This window comes from Lysobacter xanthus (assembly GCF_047159895.1).
On record NZ_BAAGAB020000056.1, the window covers coordinates 1 to 16905 of the forward strand.

The window sequence follows — 16905 nt, forward strand, 5'->3', positions numbered from 1 at the left end:
CGCGCGCCTCGGGCGACGGCCGCACGGCGTAGCGCGACTCGACCAAGGGCACCAGCGTGCGCACGAGCCAGTCGGCGGGGCAGGTCGGTCATCGGCTTCGCAGGGAGGGCCGCGCTCCGTGCGGCGGTGGATCGGTGAGAGCGGAGGGCGTCAGGCGGCGCGGGCCGTCTGCAGGGGCGCGCGTGGCGCCACGCCCCGCACGACGGCGGCGATCGCGGCGATGTGCGCCGGCGTCGTGCCGCAGCAACCGCCGACCAGGTTCACGAGCCCGGCCTCGGCGAACTCGCCGATGACGGCGGCCATGTCCTCGGGCGTCTCGTCGTAGCCACCGAAGGCATTGGGCAGACCGGCGTTGGGATGCGTGCTGACGAAGGTGTCGGCGACCTGCGCCAGCACGTCGACGTGCTGGCGCAGGTCGCGGGCGCCGAGCGCGCAGTTCAGGCCGATCGCGAGCGGTCGCGCATGGCGAACCGAGTACCAGAACGCTTCGGCCGTCTGGCCGGACAGCGTCCGCCCGGAGGCATCCGTGATCGTCCCGGAAATCATGATCGGCAGGCGCGCGCCGCGGGCGTCGAACGTCTCCTCGATCGCGAACAGCGCGGCCTTCGCGTTGAGCGTGTCGAAGATGGTCTCGACCATCAGCACGTCGGCGCCGCCATCGATGAGGCCGTCGGCGGCGTCCCGATAGGCAAGGCGGAGTTCATCGAACGTTACGGCGCGATAGCCCGGTCGGTTGACGTCGGGGCTCAGCGATGCGGTGCGGCTGGTCGGTCCGAGGACGCCGATCACGAAGCGCGGGCGCCCGCTCTCGGCCTCGCTCGCGTCGCAGGCGCCGCGCGCGAGACGCGCGCCGGCTTCGTTCAGTTCGCGCGCAAGATGCGAGAGACCGTAGTCCGCCAGCGAGATCGACGTCGAGTTGAACGTATTGGTCTCGACGAGATCCGCGCCGGCGTCGAGGTACTCGCGGTGGATGCGGCCGATGACGTCCGGGCGGGTGAGGCTCAGCAGGTCGTTGTTGCCGCGCTGGTCGTGGGCGCAGCCGCACCCCGGCGCGTGGGCGTGCGTGGCGGGCGGATGCGCGGCGTCGAAGCCCTCCGCGAACCGCGCGCCCCGGTAATCCTGCTCGTCGAGCCCGACCTGCTGGATCATCGTGCCCATCGCGCCGTCGATGACGAGGATGCGCTCGGCGAGCAGCCGCTCGAGCGCGTCCACGCGGTCGGGCCGGAGCCAGGGCAGGGTGTTCATCGCGCGCGCTTGCCCCGCGGCGCGTCCGGCCGGCGCGCGATCACCGAGATGACCTCGAAATGCGGCGGGCGGCGCTCGCGGGTGACGGTGCCGCTGCTCACCACGTCCAGCCCGGCGCGCGTCGCGAACCGCTGCAACTCGCGGTCGCTGAAGCCGAGGTTGACGTGCCCGAACGCCTCGACGACCGAGCGATGCTCGTGCTTGGCGAGGCTCGTCAGCAGCAGGCGGCCGCCCGGGCGCAGCACGCGACCGGCCTCGGCCACGGCGCGGGCGGGCTCGTCCGCGTAGGTCAGCGCATGCATCAGCGCGACGAGGTCGAACTGCGCATCGTCGAACGGCAGCGCGTGCATGTCGCCCTCGTGCACCTCGACGTTCCCGAGGCGCTGGAGGCGCTCGGAGGCCGCCATGACGACCTTGCTGCTGGCGTCGAGGCAGACGTAGCGATGCGCATGCGGCGCGATCAGCTCGGCGAGCACCCCGTCGCCGGAGGCGATGTCCAGCACGTCGCCCGCCTGCATCAGGGGCAAAGCCGAGCGCGCGAGCGCCTCCCACGTGCGGCCCGGGGAGTAATGGCGCTCCATGTCGCCGGCGACGCCGTCCGCCCAGTTCTGGTCGGCGGCGCGGCTCGCCAGCACCGACGGCACGCGATCGGCGTCCTGCCGCAGCAGCGGGTCGTCGCTGCCGTCGCGCAGCATCCGCCACAGCGCCCGGCGCGCCGGTTCGAGGGCATCGTCGTCGAACCGGTAGTAGGCGGAGACGCCGGCGCGGCGGTCGCGGACGAGCCCGGCATCCTTGAGGCGTGCCAGGTGCGTCGACACGCGCGGCTGGGCTAGCCGGGTGATGGCGGACAGTTCCGCGACGGTCAGCTCTTCGCGCTCCAGCAGCGCGAGGAGGCGGACGCGGGTGGCATCGGCGAAGGTCTTCAGCTCGCCCGACCAGGCTTCGAGGTCCATGCGGAGTATTTATCAACGTATCGCGATAGAGCGATAAGTCTCCGCCCGCAGGCCTTCCGGGTCAAGCGGGGAGGCGAGGGCGGCACGGCTCCCGCTACAATTCGCAGGCTAGGCCGTTCCCGCCAAAATCGAGGTGCCGACGTGGATTTTCGCTTCACCGAAGAGCAGTTGATGATCCAGGACGTGGCGCGCCGGATCGCGCAGGAAAAGATCGCCCCGAGCGCGGAGCACTTCGACCGCAGCGGCGAGTTCCCGCTCGAGAACATGCGCACGCTGGGCGAGAACGGCCTGATGGGCATCGAGGTGCCCGCCGAGTACGGCGGCGCCGGGATGGACCCGATCAGCTATGTGCTGGCGATGGTCGAGGTCGCTGCGGCCGACGCCGCGCACTCGACGATCATGTCGGTCAACAATTCGCTGTTCTGCAACGGCATCCTGAAGTACGGCACCGAGGAGCAGAAGCAGCTCTACGTGCGTGCGATCGCGGAAGGTCGTGAGATCGGTGCGTTCGCGCTCACCGAGCCGCAGTCCGGTTCCGACGCCACGGCGATGCGCTGCAAGGCGACCCGGCAAGCCGACGGCACGTACGTGGTCAACGGCAAGAAGAGCTGGATCACGTCCGGCCCCGTCGCCAAGTACATCGTGCTGTTCGCGATGACCGATCCCGACAAGGGTGCCCGCGGCATCACCGCGTTCATGGTCGATACGACGCGTGCAGGCTTCGGCCGCGGCAAGACCGAGCCAAAGCTGGGCATCCGGGCGTCCGCCACCTGCGAGATCGAGTTCAACGACTACGTCGTCCAGGCGAACGAGGTGCTCGGCCAGGAAGGCGAGGGTTTCAAGATCGCGATGAGCGTGCTCGACGCGGGCCGCATCGGCATCGCCTCGCAGGCGATCGGCATCGCACGCGCCGCGTACGAGGCGACGCTCGCCTACGTCAAGGAGCGCAAGGCCTTCGGCGCGCCCATCGGCACGTTCCAGATGACGCAGGCGAAGATCGCCGACATGAAGTGCAAGCTCGACGCGGCGACGCTTCTGACGCTGCGGGCCGCGTGGCAGAAGTCGGAGTTCGACAAGGGCGGCGCGCGCTTCAGCACGGAAGCGGCGGTCGCCAAGCTCGTGGCGTCGGAAGCGGCGATGTGGATCACCCACCAGGCGCTGCAGATCCACGGCGGCATGGGCTATTCGAAGGAAATGCCGATCGAGCGTTATTTCCGCGACGCGAAGATCACCGAGATCTACGAGGGCACGAGCGAGATCCAGCGCCTCGTGATCGCGCGCAACGAGACGGGCCTGCGCTGAGCCCGAGATGACGAATCCGCCGGCGATGCGGCGCTTCCCCTCGGCCCGGTGGCCGTGGGAAGCGACGCGTGTCGCCGGCTTTTCCGTATCCACGATCCGCATAACGGCCCGCATCGACGCGCGCCGGAGCATGGAGCGATCCGCAGCATGACCACCAAACGTACGACCACCGGCCGCCGTGCCGCCGCATCCCGCACCGAGACCGCTGCCGTCGACACGATCGTCGCGGCACTGGGTGCGCAGTTGCCGAAGGCGCAGCAGGCGCTCGGCGAGGCCTTCGCCCGCGCGTTCTACAAGCGCATGAGCAACGACGAGTTCCCGCAGCATGCGCCGGAGGCCTGGGCCTCGCTCGCCGCCGGGTTCCTGGACTTCGCCAAGACCCGCAAGCCGGGTTCCGCGCTGGTGCGGCTGTTCAATCCGACGGTGCGCACGCACGGCTGGGAGTCGGCGCACACCGTGCTGCAGGTCGCGAACGACGACATGCCGTTCCTCGTCGACTCGGTCACGCTCGCGCTCGCGGAGCGCGGCATCGCCGTGCACGTCCTGGGGCATCCGGTGGTGCCGCTGAAGCGCGATCGCGCAGGTCGCCTGCAGGCGATCGGCGAAGGCGCCGCGGAATCGCTGATGCACCTGGAGATCGACCGCCAGAGTGCCGAGGACATGGCCTCCATCGAGGGCGCGGTGCGCCAGGTGCTGGAGGACGTGCGCGCGATCGTCGTCGACTGGTCCGAAATGCGCGACCGGATGGTGCACGTGGCGGAAGACCTCTCCGGTCGCGCCATCCCCATGGCGCCTGGCCAGGTCGAGGAGGCGCAGGACTTCCTGCGCTGGGCCGCGGAGAACCATTTCACCTTCTTCGGCTATCGCGAATACGAGGTGGCGCGGCAGGGCCGCAACGAGGTGCTGCAGGCGGTTCCCGGCACGGGCCTCGGCCTTTTGCGGGGCGAGGAGCGCGGCCGCCCGCGCCCGCTGTCGAGCCTGGGCGCGCACACCGCGGAAGGCGACGGCGCGCCGGACGTGCTGATCCTCACCAAGACGAATGCGCGTGCGACGGTGCACCGTCGCGGCTACATGGACTACATCGGCGTGCTGAGTTTCGACGCCGCGGGCAAGCCGATCCGCGAGGAACGCTTCCTCGGCCTGTTCACGTCGAGCGCCTACACGCGCCGCCCGTGGGACATCCCGATGGTGCGTCGCCGCTACGAGCAGGTCATGGCGCGCTCGGGCCTTCCGGGCGACGGCCACAGCGGGAAGGCGCTCAAGCACATCCTCGAAACGCTGCCGCGTGACGAGCTGTTCCAGTCGACCGAGGAGGAGCTGTTCCGCACCGGCATGGGCGTGCTGAGCCTGCAGGAGCGCGTGCGCAGCCGGATCTTCCTGCGCCGCGACCGCTACGGCCGCTTCTACTCGGCGCTGGTCTACATCCCGCGCGACCGCTTCAACACGGAAGTGCGCCTGCGCATCGAGACGATGCTGCGCGACGCGCTGAACGCCGATCACGTCGACTCGACCGTCCAGCTCGGCGAGTCGCCGCTCGCGCAGTTGCACATCATGGTGCGGCCGAAGCCGGTGGACGGGCATTCGGGCACGGTGCCGGACGTCGACGTCGCGGCGATCGAATCGCGCCTGGCCGCCATCGTCCGCAACTGGGCCGACGACCTGCGCGATCGACTGGTCGCGCGCCACGGCGAGGAAGCCGGCCTGCCGCTCGCGAGCGCCTATGGCCGCGCGCTGCCCGCCGGCTACATCGAGAACGTGAGCGCGGACGTCGCGGCGAACGACGTCGAGAACCTCGCGGCGCTCACCGGTCCGGACGACCTGCGGCTGAGCCTGTACCGCTCGCAGCAGGCCGAGGGCGGCCTTCGCTTCAAGTTCTACCGCCAGGGCGACGACATCCCGCTGTCGGATGCGCTGCCGATGATGGAGAACATGGGCCTGCGCGTGATCTCGGAGCATCCGTACCGCATCGAGGCCGCGGGCAAGGTCTTCTTCGTGCAGGACTTCGAGGTCGAGTATCCGCGCGCGCTGGAAGTCAGCGAGATCGACGTCGACTTCGAGGAAGCGTTCGCCGCGATCTGGCGCGGGCAGGCCGAAAACGACGGGTTCAACCGCCTGATCCTGGCGGCCGGCCTGTCGTGGAAACAGGTCGCGATGCTGCGTGCGTACTGCAAGTACCTGCTGCAGGTCGGCGTGACGTTCTCGCAGGCGTACATGGAGCAGACGCTCACGCGCTATCCGCTGCTCGCGCGACTGCTGGTGGAGCTGTTCGAGGCGCGCTTCGACCCCACCACGGGCAAGGAGAGCAAGGCCGAGATCCGCGCCGGCATGCAGAAGTTCCAGGCGCAGCTCGAGCGCCTCGCGGGCGACGACGCGGCGCTCTCGGCCGCGGTGAAGCCGGTGATCGAGGCCCGTGCAGGCAAGCGCGAGGGCCAGGCACAGGCCGCGCGCGATGCGCTCGTGGGGCTGATGGACCGCGTCTCGAGCCTCGACGAGGACCGCATCCTCCGCAGCTTCATGGGCGTGATCGAGGCGACGCTGCGCACCAGCTTCTACCAGGGCACGCGCGGCGGCGAAGCGACCGGCTACGTCAGCTACAAGTTCGATTCGTCGAAGGTGCCCGACCTGCCGAAGCCGCGTCCGTATCGCGAGATCTTCGTCTACGGCCCGCGCGTCGAAGGCGTCCACCTGCGCTTCGGCCCGGTCGCGCGCGGCGGCCTGCGCTGGTCCGACCGGCGCGAGGATTTCCGCACCGAGGTGCTGGGCCTCGTGAAGGCGCAGATGGTGAAGAACACGGTGATCGTGCCGGTCGGTTCGAAGGGCGGATTCTTCGTGAAGCGCCCGCCCGCGGGCGGCGATCGCGATGCCGTGCAGGCCGAGGGCATCGCCTGCTACCGCATGTTCATCAACGGCCTGCTGGACATCACCGACAACATCGTCGAGGGCCGCATCGTCGCTCCGCTCGACGTGGTGCGTTACGACGAGGACGACCCGTACCTGGTCGTCGCCGCGGACAAGGGTACGGCGACGTTCTCCGACATCGCGAACGGCATCGCGCGCGAGCACGGCTTCTGGCTCGACGACGCCTTCGCCTCGGGTGGCTCGGTCGGCTACGACCACAAGGGCATGGGCATCACCGCGCGCGGCGGCTGGGAGTCGGTCAAGCGGCACTTCCGCGCGATGGGTCGCGATTCGCAGAAGCAGGACTTCACCTGCGTCGGCATCGGCGACATGTCGGGCGACGTCTTCGGCAACGGCATGCTGCTGAGCAAGCACATCCTGCTGCTCGCGGCGTTCGACCACCGCCACATCTTCCTCGACCCGACGCCGGACGCCGCGATCTCGTTCAAGGAACGCGCGCGCATGTTCAAGCTGCCGCGCTCGAGCTGGGAGGACTACGACGCCAAGCTGATCAGCAAGGGCGGCGGCATCTTCCCGCGCTCGGCGAAGTCGATCCCCCTGAGTCCGCAGATCCGCGAGGCGCTGGGCATCGATGCGTCGGTCGAGGCCATGAGCCCCACCGAGCTGATGAGCGCGATCCTGAAGGCGCCGGTGGACCTGCTGTGGAACGGCGGCATCGGCACGTACGTGAAGTCGAGCCGCGAGACGCATGCCGACGTTGGCGATCGCGCGAACAACGCACTGCGCGTCGACGGCCGCGACCTGCGCTGCAAGGTGGTGGGCGAGGGCGGCAACCTCGGCCTCACCCAGCTCGGCCGCATCGAAGCCGCCCAGCACGGCGTGCTGCTCAACACCGACTTCATCGACAATTCGGCGGGCGTGGACACCTCGGACCACGAGGTGAACATCAAGATCCTGCTGAACGCGGTCGTGCAGGCGAAGAAGCTGTCCTTCGAGGACCGCAACACGTTGCTCGCGTCGATGACGGACGAAGTCGCCGGCCTCGTGCTCACCGACAACTACCGCCAGAACCAGGCGCTGTCGGTGATGGAGCGCATGTCGGTCTCGCGCCTCGGGTCGAAGCAGCACTTCATCCGCACGCTCGAATCGCAGGGCCTGCTCGACCGCCAGATCGAGTTCCTTCCGTCGGATGCGGAGTTCGCCGAGCGGAAGGCGCGCGGGCAGGGACTGACGCGGCCGGAGCTGTCCGTGCTGCTGTCGTACAGCAAGCTCGTGCTCTTCCCGCAGCTGGTCAATTCGGACGTCCCGGAGGATCCGTACCTCTCGAAGGAACTGGTCCGCTACTTCCCGAAGCCGCTGCAGGACAAGTACGCCAAGGCGATGGAGGGTCATCGCCTCAAGCGCGAGATCATCGCGACCGCGGTGACCAACTCGATGGTCAACCGCATGGGCGCCACGTTCGTGCTGCGCATGCAGGAAGACACCGGCCGAACGCCGGCCGAGATCGCCAAGGCCTATACGATCGCCCGCGAGGCACTCGACGCCCGCGACATGTGGGCGCAGATCGACGCGCTCGACGGGAAGGTCGTGGAGGCCGCGCAGGTCGACGCCCTGCTGTCGATCTGGCAGCTCATGCGTTCGCTGACGCGCTGGCTGCTCTCGCGACCGGGCACCCTGCCTGCGATCGAGGCCGCGGTGTCGCGCTACGGAGACGGCATCCGTGCGGTGCGCGAGGCGCTGCCGGAGGCGATGACCACCGACCAGCGCACGGCGTACGAGCGCCGTCTTGCCGGCTGGCGCGAGCGGGGCATCCCGGCCGGGCTGGCCCAGCAGCTCGCCGCGCTGCCGCTGCTCGATGCGGCGACCGACATCGTCGAGATCGCGCAGGCCCGTCGCCTGCCGGCCGCCGAAGCCACGCGCGCGCATTTCGCGCTGAGCAGCGCGCTGCACCTCGCCTGGCTGTACGACCAGATCGAGCTGCTGCCCGTCGACAGCCGCTGGCAGGCGCTCGCGCGGGGGTCGCTGCGGGACGAGCTGGGCGCCCAGCAGCGTGCGCTGGTCGGGCAGATCCTGGCGGAAGGCGGTCGCAAGGCCGCGGACGCGAAGGTGGCGGCCTGGTTGCAGCGCGACGACTCGAGCCTGCGCTTCACGCTCGCGATGCTCGCCGAGCTCGCCGGCCAGAAGTCGCTCGACTACCCGACCGTGTCGGTGGCCGTGCGACGCCTGGCGCAGCTCGCCGCGGCGGGCTGACCCGCCCGCAGGTGGTCCCGAAACCCGCCGCGTCCCACGCGGCGGGTTTTTTCATGGCGGCGACATCGGCGGTGGCGCCAACGGCTATGCTCGCGCCATGGCGACCGACCGGCTGCTCAACGCGAATCCCAGGCTGGCGTTTCTCGCGGGGCCGACGCCGGAGGCGCAGGCCGCGCGCGAGGCGCTCATCGCGGTGCACGGCGAACATGCGCCCGCGGAAGCCGATGTCCTGGTGGCGCTCGGCGGTGACGGCTTCATGCTGCAGACGCTCCATCGCCACGGCGCGCTGTGCAAGCCCGTCTACGGCATGAAGTTCGGCACCGTCGGCTTCCTGATGAACCAGCAGCGCGCCGAAACGCTGGTCGAGCGCATCCACGCCGCGGAGCCCGCCGTTCTTCGCCCGCTGGAGATGATCGTGCAGAGCGAATCGGGCGCCACCGTCGGCTCCCTCGCTTACAACGAGGTCTCGCTGCTGCGGCAGACGCGGCAGGCCGCGCACATCCGCATCGACCTGAACGGGCAGACGCGTCTCGAGGAGCTGATCTGCGACGGCGTGCTGGTCGCGACGCCCGCGGGCAGTACCGCGTACAACTTTTCCGCGCACGGCCCGATCCTGCCGCTCGGTGCGAACGTGATCGCGCTGACGCCGATCGCCGCGTTCCGGCCCCGTCGCTGGCGCGGTGCGGTGCTCAAGGCCGACACCGAGGTGCGGTTCACCGTGCTCGACCCCCTGAAGCGGCCCGTCAGCGCGACCGCCGATTCGCACGAGGTGCGCGATGCGGTCGAGGTGACCATTCGCGAGTCGCGCGACCGCACCGTCACCCTGCTGTTCGATCCCGAGCACAACCTCGAAGAGCGCATGCTCGCCGAGCAGTTCATCAGCGGTTGACCCGTTCCGCGGTGCATCCGCGAGCGGCGACGCGGGTCCGCCGACCGCGAAGTGTTTCGCCCGGGACTACGTGGCCGCGTGCAGAATAGGCCGCATGCCCGACCGTGATGCCGACCCCCTGATCGTCGCGATCTCCTCCCGGACGCTGTTCGACCTGGAGGAGGGCCACGACCTGTTCGAGGCGAGCGGCCTCGAGGCGTACGCCGACTACCAGCGTAGCCGCGAGAACGACGTGCTGGCGCCCGGCGTCGCCTTTCCGCTCGTGCGCAAGCTGCTGCGGCTCAACGAGGGCGCGCCGGCGGATTCGCCGCGTGTCGAGGTGATCCTGATCTCGCGCAATTCGGCCGACACCGGCCTGCGCATCTTCAACTCGATCGCGCATCACGGGCTGTCGATCCGGCGCGCGGCCTTCAGCAACGGGGCGCCGCCGTATCCCTACGTGCGTCCATTCGGCGCGGACCTGTTCCTGTCGGCTCACGGCGAGGACGTGCGTGCCGCGCTGCAGGCCGGCGTCGCCGCGGCGATGCTCCTGCCGTCGGCGACCCGTTCGCCCGCCTCCGCCGCGTCGCGCAATCCGGACCAGCTGCGCATCGCCTTCGACGGCGATGCGGTCATCTTCGACGACGAGGGCGAGCGCGTTTCGCGCGCGGGCGGCCTCGCGGCATTCGCCGAGCATGAACTACGCCGCGCAGGCGAGCCACTGTCCGGGGGGCCCTTCCGCGGCTTCCTCGACGCGCTGCATCGGCTGCAGCAGGCGTTTCCGACGGGCGACGATGCGCCCATCCGGACGGCGCTCGTCACCGCCCGTTCGGTGCCGGCGCACGAACGGGTGATCCGCACCTTGCGCGACTGGGGCATCCGGCTCGACGAGGCGCTGTTCCTGGGCGGTCGCCCGAAGGGGCCGTTCCTGGAGGCTTTCGGTGCCGACATCTTCTTCGACGACTCCGAGCACAACATCGTTTCGGCGCGCGACCACGTGGCCGCGGGCCACGTGCCGCACGGCGTGGCGAACGCGCCCCGCTAGCCGACGAGACTGCCCACCAGCCGGTCCACCGGCAGCCGCACGTCGGTGATGCGCCAGCGCAGGCCTTCGCGGGTGAACACGAAATCGATCGGTACGCCGTCGGCGTTCTGCACGGTCGCGACGAACCGCGAGGCGGACTCGTAGCGGTACTGCGCACCGCGCAGCGGGTCGAACGGCTCGGCGGGCGCCATGCCGCGTTCGGGCGGGTAGCCCATCGCCCGGCGGATCACGCTGCGGCCCTGCAGGATCGCGCCGATGCCGGCAGGCGTCGCTAGCGCGTCGACCACGCCACCCGTCATCGAGGCCGTCACCTGCCGTCCCAGCGCCTTCAGGCGGCTGTCGGTGCCCGGGTCGTGCAGTCGTCGCGCGAGGTAGTCCTCCAGCTGTGCCTTGATGCTGCCGCGCACCAGCCCGAAATCGACGTTCCGCTCCAGAGTCGCCATGTCGCCTCGCTCGATCGCCGCACTGATCGATCGCGCGGTCAGAAACGGGCCCGCGGCGACGTAGGCCGCCAGGGCGAGCACGGCGAGGACGAGCAGCGCGAGGAGCTTCTTCATCCGCGCAAGGTTAGGGCAGGCGCGTGATCGCCGCGCCGAGACCTACGGATCAGACGATGCGCTCGGGCTCGACGGCGCCGCAGACGCGGTTGCGGCCTTCGCGCTTGGCGCGGTACAGGGCCTCGTCCGCGCGCGGCACCAGGGTGCGGACCGGCGGAACGCCGGGGACGATGCCGCCGCAGGCGACGCCGACGCTTGCCGAGATCGCCAGCCCGGGAGCGAACGGGCTGCAGTCGATCGCCGCGACCGCGGCGCGGATGCGTTCCGCGACGCCCAGCGCGTCGTCCATCGGACAGCCGACCAGCAGCAGCGCGAACTCGTCGCCGCCCCAGCGCGCCGCGACGTCCTGCTCGCGCGCATGTACGGCGATCACTCCCGCGACGGCCTGCAGCGCCACGTCGCCGGCCGCATGGCCGTGCAGGTCGTTGATCGGCTTGAAGCCGTCGACGTCGACGAGCAGCAGGCTCATCGGATGCCCCTGCGCCAACTCGGCGAGCCCCTGTTCGAGCGCCTGGTCCAGCGCGCGACGGTTCGCGAGCTGCGTGAGCGCGTCGGTGCGCGCGAGCCGCTCGGCGACCTGCGTCTGCACGCGAAGCGCGATCGTGCGTTCCTCGACCAGTGCACGCAGCCGTCGCGCGGTGCGCCGCAGCGCGCGGATGCGAAGGACGTAGAGCGAAGCGAGCAGCAGCATCGCGGCGGCGCCGAGCGCCACCCACACCAGTGGACGTTGCCACCAGTACGGACGGATCGAGAAACCGACGCGGGTGTCGACGTGCGCCGGCTCGTCGGACAGGCGCGCCTGCAGATGCAGGCGAAAGTCCCGCGGATCGAGGTGGGTGAACTGCAATTCGCGGCTGTCGCCGAGCTCGATCCACTTCGGGGCCAGGCCGTCGAGCCGGTAGCGGTAGCGGACGCGGCGTGCATCGACGAGGGCCGGCGCGACGAAGCGGACGACGAGGCGGTGGTCGCCCGGCGGCAGCACCGCGCGCGCCGCGGGGTCGAGCGCCCGTCCGTCGACCTCGAAGCGCTCGACGGAGATAGGCGGCAGCGTAGAGGCCCGCGCACCGCCCACCGCGGGATCGAGGCGCGCGACGCCGATGGCGGTCGCGACCCAGAGGCGCCCGCTGGCGTCGAGCGTCGCACCGGGCATCGAGCCCCCGTTCGCCTGCGCCGTCGCCATGCCGTCCGCGCGGCCGAAGAGGTGCGCGTCGAGACGGGGGATGCGGCCTGCGGCGACAGCCTCGAGGTCCGTCATGCGCAGGCGGGCGATACCTTCGTTGCCGGTCAGCCAGATGCGGCCCGCGGCGTCAGCGACCGTCGCGAAGATCTTCTCGAAGGGAAGACCCTGCGCGCGACCGACGCGATGCAGCAGCCGCCCGTTCGCATCGACCTGCAGCAGGCCGCGGTCGGTCGCGAGCCAGAGGCTGCGCATGTCCCGGGCGGGCAGGATGTCGTAGACGTATTGCGCGTCCGCGGCGCTCAGGTCGAGCGGGGTCGCGCGGTCACCGCGGATGACCGCGGCGCCGGAACTCGTGCCGACCCAGATCGTGTCGGTCGCGTCTTCGCGCAGGGCCTGCACGTACTCCGCCGGCAGGCCGTCCCGCGCACCGAAGACGCGCAGCTTGCCCGCGTCGCGCAGCACGACGCCCTGCTTGGTGCCGATCCACAGCCGGCCGTCGCGGGCGGGCAGCACTGCCCGAACTTCGTTGGACGGCAAGCCGTCGGCCATCGAGATCGATTCGACGACGCGGTCGCCGCGCAGGCGGATGAGCCCATCGTGGAAGGTGCCGACGTAGAGGTCGCCCGCGGTGTCGGCCGCGAGCGACAGCACGGACGCGCCCGCCAGCGCCGTGCCTGCGCCGAGGTGCGTCACCGCGCCGGTCTTCGGATCGATGCGGTCGAGGCCCTGGCCGCCGCCGATCCAGATGCTGCCGTCGCGCGTGGCGAGCGTGGCGCGGATGAAATCGTCCGCCAGCCCGCCCTGGCGCGTATAGGTGTGGATCGGCGTCGAGCGGATGCGCGCAAGGCCGCCGTTGGTGCCGACCCACAGGCTGCCCTCGCGGTCGCGGCGCAGCGCCAGCACGCGATTGTTGGGAAGGCCGTGGCGGGCATCGAGCCATTCGATGCGGTCGCCGTCCACGCGGGCGAGGCCCGCGTTGTTGGTCCCGACCCAGACGATCCCGTCGGGATCGAGCCACAGGCGCGTGGCCGTCTGCGCGGACAGGCCCGGATGAAGCGGTGCGAAGCCGTCGTCGCCTCCGACCAGCGCGCCGTGCTCGGTCGCGGCCAGGACCCGGCCGTCGGGGCGGCTCGCAAGGGCGAAGACCGGCCCGGGCGGCAGGCCCGATGCGGAGACCGGCGACGCGCGGTCGCCCGTCACCTTGGCGAGGCCGCCACTGGTGGCCACCCACACGCGTCCGCGGGCGTCGCGCGCCAGTGCGTTGACCGTGTCGCTGGGAAGCCCGCGCGAGGCGTCGACCACGTGCCGCGCGCCGTCCGGGTCCATTCGGACCACGCCGCCGCGCGCGGTCGCGATCCACAGCCGGCCGCCGGGTTCCTCGAGCAGGTCGGTCACGAGTCCGCTCACGCGTCCGCGCGACTGCCAATGCCCGCCGTGCCAGCGGACGATCCCGCCGCGTGCGCTGCCCGCCCACAGGTCGCCGGTCGGGCCGACATGCACGGCGCGCACGCTGTCGTCGCCCAGACCCGGGATGTCCTCGCGGCGGTAGAGCTGGAATTCGTGGCCGTTGTAGCGGGCGATGCCTTCCCAGCTCGCCAGCCAGAGATAGCCGTCCGACGTCTGGCCGATGCCGTTCACGGTGCTGTGCGGCAGCCCGTCGCGCGTCGTCCAGGACTCGACGAAGTCGTCGGCGAGGGAACCGGCCGTCGCGACGCCGAGCGGGGGCAGGAGCGATATTGCGACGCTCGCGACGGCGAGCAGCAGGCGTCGTCGAACGCCGCGCAGGATCGCGCGCGCACTCTCGAAACGCTGGCGCGCTTTCAGCCTTGCTGGCATGGCCCTGACCGGTGGATCCCCGCGCGCAATGTGCCACGGATCCCGGGACTTGGCCCGCGAGCGGTCGCCCGGGCCGATCCGCGGTGGCCGGACGGTGCCCGGCGGTCGAGCGTCAGGCGATTTCGGCCTCGAGGCCTCGGCCCCAGGCCTCGACGTCGTCGAGGACGGCGGCCACCCGCGCGTCGCCCGCCCGCGATTCACGGAGACCGCGGATCTCCTCGTAGAACGTCGGGAACGTGTGCTCGCTGCGGGTGGAATCGGCCAGCCGCTCGCGGCGGTAGCCGTCCCAACGGACCCGCTCGCCGTCGCCCAGGGAGTCGCGCCAGTTGCGGGCTCGATACCGGAACAGCAACTCCGGCAGGCGCGCGTCCGTGAAGCCGAAATCCATGCCGGCCAGGTGCTGCGGAGGGGTGCCACGAACGTCGGGGAATCGCAGGCGGTCGCCGTCGGGCAGGAAGCCGTCGTACAGACCCGCATCGCAGTCGGACGCGGCGCGCTCGGCGGAGGCCGCATACACGCGCCGTACCTTTTCGGCGACCTCGTCCGCGCGGTTGCGGAGGCATTCGACGTTGCGCGCCACCTGCGCCGGGTCGATGCGCAGCCGCGCCAGGTCGGGCTCGCGAAGGTGATCCCAGGCGACGATCGCCGGGCAGCGGTTCAAGTGGATCTCCTTGAGTGCGACACGCTCCGCGCCCTCCGGGAGCTGGTCCTGCGGCACGTACAGCCGCGCGAGGATCTCCTCCGGCGTCAGGCCGAGCAGCACGTCGGGATCCTGCGTGAGGTCGTAGACGACGACCCGGTTGCCGATGCGCGGATGCATCGCGAGCGGAATGACCGGTGCCGCGCACAGGCGGCTCGCCGGGAAGCGCTGCGAGACGTGCAGCACCGGGGTCATCGCGACCGCGTCGAGCAGGCTGCCGGCGAAGCGCTTGTCGCGCAGGCGGAGGCAGTAGTCCCACAGCCGGGGCTGCGCGGCGCGCAGTCGTCGCGACAGCCCGATCAGCGCCCGCACGTCGCTCAGGGCTTCGTGCGCGTCGCCGCTGCGCACGCCATTCGCCTCGGCGAGCCCTTCGAGCGTGAAACTGGCGGTGCCATCGTCGCGATGGACCCATTCGATCCCGTCGGGACGAAGCGCATGCGCCAGCCGCATCACGTCGAGCAGGTCCCAGCGGCAGTTGCCGCCGCGCCACTCGCGCTCGTACGGGTCGTAGAAATTCCGGAAGAAGCCGTAACGCACGAACTCGTCGTCGAAACGGATCGAGTTGTAGCCCGCGGTGCACGTGCCGGGACGCATCATCTGCTCGTGGATGCGCGCGAATGCTTCGGCCTCGTTCACCCCGTGGTCGCAGGCGTGCTGCGGCGAGATGCCGGTGATCACGCTCGCGGTGGGCGAGGGCAGCAGGTCGTCGGCGGGCTTCACGTAGAAGCAGATCTCGTCGTCGATCTGCTCCAGGTTGGTGTCCGTGCGGATCGCCGCGAACTGCGCGATCCGGCTCCGACGCGGGCAGGCGCCGAACGTTTCGAGGTCGTAGAACAGGAAGCTGGCGGTCACGCGCCGGCCCCGAGCGGCGGCAGGCGCTCGGCCACGAGCCGGTCGACGAAGGCGCGATCGACCGCGTCGAGGCTCTCGTGGCCCGCCGTGGCCTCGGCGAGGATCTCGCGCTGCAGGCGTCCGCGCTCGAACGCGGTGGCGTAGGGGATGCGCAGGAACGAGACCATCGAATAGCGCGGGACGAAACGGTCCGGGTGCCGGGCGGCGAGCTCGCGCTCCAGCGCTCGCTGCAGCAGGAATTCGTCGTCGCCGACGCGGTCGCGCATCTCGAGGTAGTTCTCGAGCGCCATCTGCTGGATGGCACGGGCGTTCGGCAGGCGCTCGGCCTGGAACGCCGCGAACGCGGTCGCGCGGTCCTCGGCGTGGTCGAGGTGCGCGGCCAGCGCGACGCAGTCTTCGAACGCGCAGTTCATGCCCTGGCCGTGGAAGGGCACCATCGCGTGCGCCGCATCGCCGAGCAGGACGGCGCGACCGTCGAGGTGCCAGCGGTCGAGGTAGAGCGTCGCGAGGCCGCCGGTGGGGTGCGCGTCGAAATCGTGCTCGAGCGCCGGGATCAGCGCCGACGCATCGGCGAAATCGCGATCGAAGAACGCGCGGGCTTCGGTGCCGTTGCGGACGGTGTCGAAGCTCGGATCACCGCCGTGCGTGGGCAGGAACAGGGTGACGGTGAATGTCCGCTCGTCGTTCGGCAGGGCGATGCACATGTAGCGGCCGCGCGGCCAGATGTGCAGCGCGTTCGGCTCGATGCGAAAGCTGCCGTCCGCCGCCGGCGGGATCTCGAGTTCCTTGTAGCCGTGGCCGAGGTTCTCGGTGCGTTCGCCGAGATCGGCATGACGACCCATCGCAGCGCGCAGCGCGGAGCCGGCCCCGTCCGCGCCGACGAGCGACTCGAACGGCGTTTCGATCACGCTACCGTCCGGCCCCTCGAAGCGCGCCGTGCGCCCCTCGAAGTCCACGTCGGCGAGGCCTCGATCGAAATGCAGCCGTACGCCGGCCGCTTCGGCGATGTCGAGCAGCACGATGTTGAGCTCGCCGCGATGCACCGACCAGATCACCTCGCTGTCGTCGCGACCGTAGCGCTGCAGGTCGGTGCGGCCGTCCGGGAAGTGCACCATACGGCCGCGCATCATCACGGCCTGCGCCATCACCGCGTCGTCGGCACCGGCGAGCCGCAAGGCATGGCGGCCGCGCTCGGCGAGCGCCAGGTTGATCGAACGTCCGCCCGCGTAACCGGCGACGCGCGGATCGCCGCGTTTCT

The 16905-nt window shown here is 70.7% G+C and carries 10 protein-coding genes; 4 read left to right on the top strand and 6 right to left on the bottom strand.

Annotation, left to right across the window (positions count from 1 at the left end; all coding sequences use genetic code 11):
- Positions 1–150 precede the first annotated feature (150 nt).
- Together ACY35P_RS12115 and ACY35P_RS12120 are read right to left on the bottom strand one after the other, a co-directional pair.
- Positions 151–1245, bottom strand: coding sequence for a homocysteine S-methyltransferase family protein (locus tag ACY35P_RS12115; RefSeq protein ID WP_462116092.1), 1095 nt, complete (start codon positions 1243–1245; stop codon positions 151–153).
- Complete coding sequence (locus ACY35P_RS12120) at positions 1242–2198, bottom strand: ArsR/SmtB family transcription factor (RefSeq protein ID WP_462116093.1); 957 nt, start codon at positions 2196–2198, stop codon at positions 1242–1244. Before ACY35P_RS12120 ends, ACY35P_RS12115 begins: the two co-directional genes overlap by 4 nt.
- A gap of 99 nt (positions 2199–2297) precedes the next feature.
- On the opposite strand from ACY35P_RS12120, the gene ACY35P_RS12125 reads away from it, so the two are divergent.
- The 4 genes from ACY35P_RS12125 to ACY35P_RS12140 all read left to right on the top strand — a co-directional run bounded on the left by ACY35P_RS12125 (position 2298) and on the right by ACY35P_RS12140 (position 10522).
- Positions 2298–3500, top strand: coding sequence for an acyl-CoA dehydrogenase family protein (locus ACY35P_RS12125; RefSeq protein WP_462116101.1), 1203 nt, complete (start codon positions 2298–2300; stop codon positions 3498–3500).
- A 147-nt stretch (positions 3501–3647) separates the two neighbouring features.
- A complete protein-coding gene (locus ACY35P_RS12130) occupies positions 3648–8609 on the top strand; it encodes an NAD-glutamate dehydrogenase (protein WP_462116094.1) in 4962 nt (1653 codons plus the stop codon).
- A 97-nt stretch (positions 8610–8706) separates the two neighbouring features.
- Positions 8707–9498, top strand: coding sequence for an NAD kinase (locus tag ACY35P_RS12135; protein WP_462116095.1), 792 nt, complete (start codon positions 8707–8709; stop codon positions 9496–9498).
- A 94-nt stretch (positions 9499–9592) separates the two neighbouring features.
- Positions 9593–10522 carry a 5'-nucleotidase gene (locus ACY35P_RS12140; protein WP_462116096.1) on the top strand — a complete coding sequence of 310 codons (930 nt, stop codon included), beginning with the start codon at positions 9593–9595 and terminating at the stop codon, positions 10520–10522.
- Here ACY35P_RS12140 and ACY35P_RS12145 read toward each other — a convergent pair.
- The 4 genes from ACY35P_RS12145 to ACY35P_RS12160 form a co-directional block, all read right to left on the bottom strand.
- Positions 10519–11079, bottom strand: a complete 561-nt coding sequence (locus ACY35P_RS12145) for a DUF2939 domain-containing protein (protein ID WP_462116097.1) — start codon at positions 11077–11079, stop codon at positions 10519–10521. The genes ACY35P_RS12140 and ACY35P_RS12145 overlap by 4 nt on opposite strands.
- A 49-nt stretch (positions 11080–11128) precedes the next feature.
- Positions 11129–14095, bottom strand: a complete 2967-nt coding sequence (locus tag ACY35P_RS12150) for a two-component regulator propeller domain-containing protein (protein WP_462116098.1) — start codon at positions 14093–14095, stop codon at positions 11129–11131.
- 112 nt (positions 14096–14207) lie between these two features.
- A complete protein-coding gene (sbcB, locus tag ACY35P_RS12155) occupies positions 14208–15647 on the bottom strand; it encodes an exodeoxyribonuclease I (protein ID WP_462116099.1) in 1440 nt (479 codons plus the stop codon).
- Positions 15644–16905: FAD-dependent oxidoreductase (locus tag ACY35P_RS12160; protein ID WP_462116100.1), on the bottom strand; the 1262-nt coding region annotated here is incomplete at its 5' end. The genes ACY35P_RS12160 and sbcB, both read right to left, overlap by 4 nt.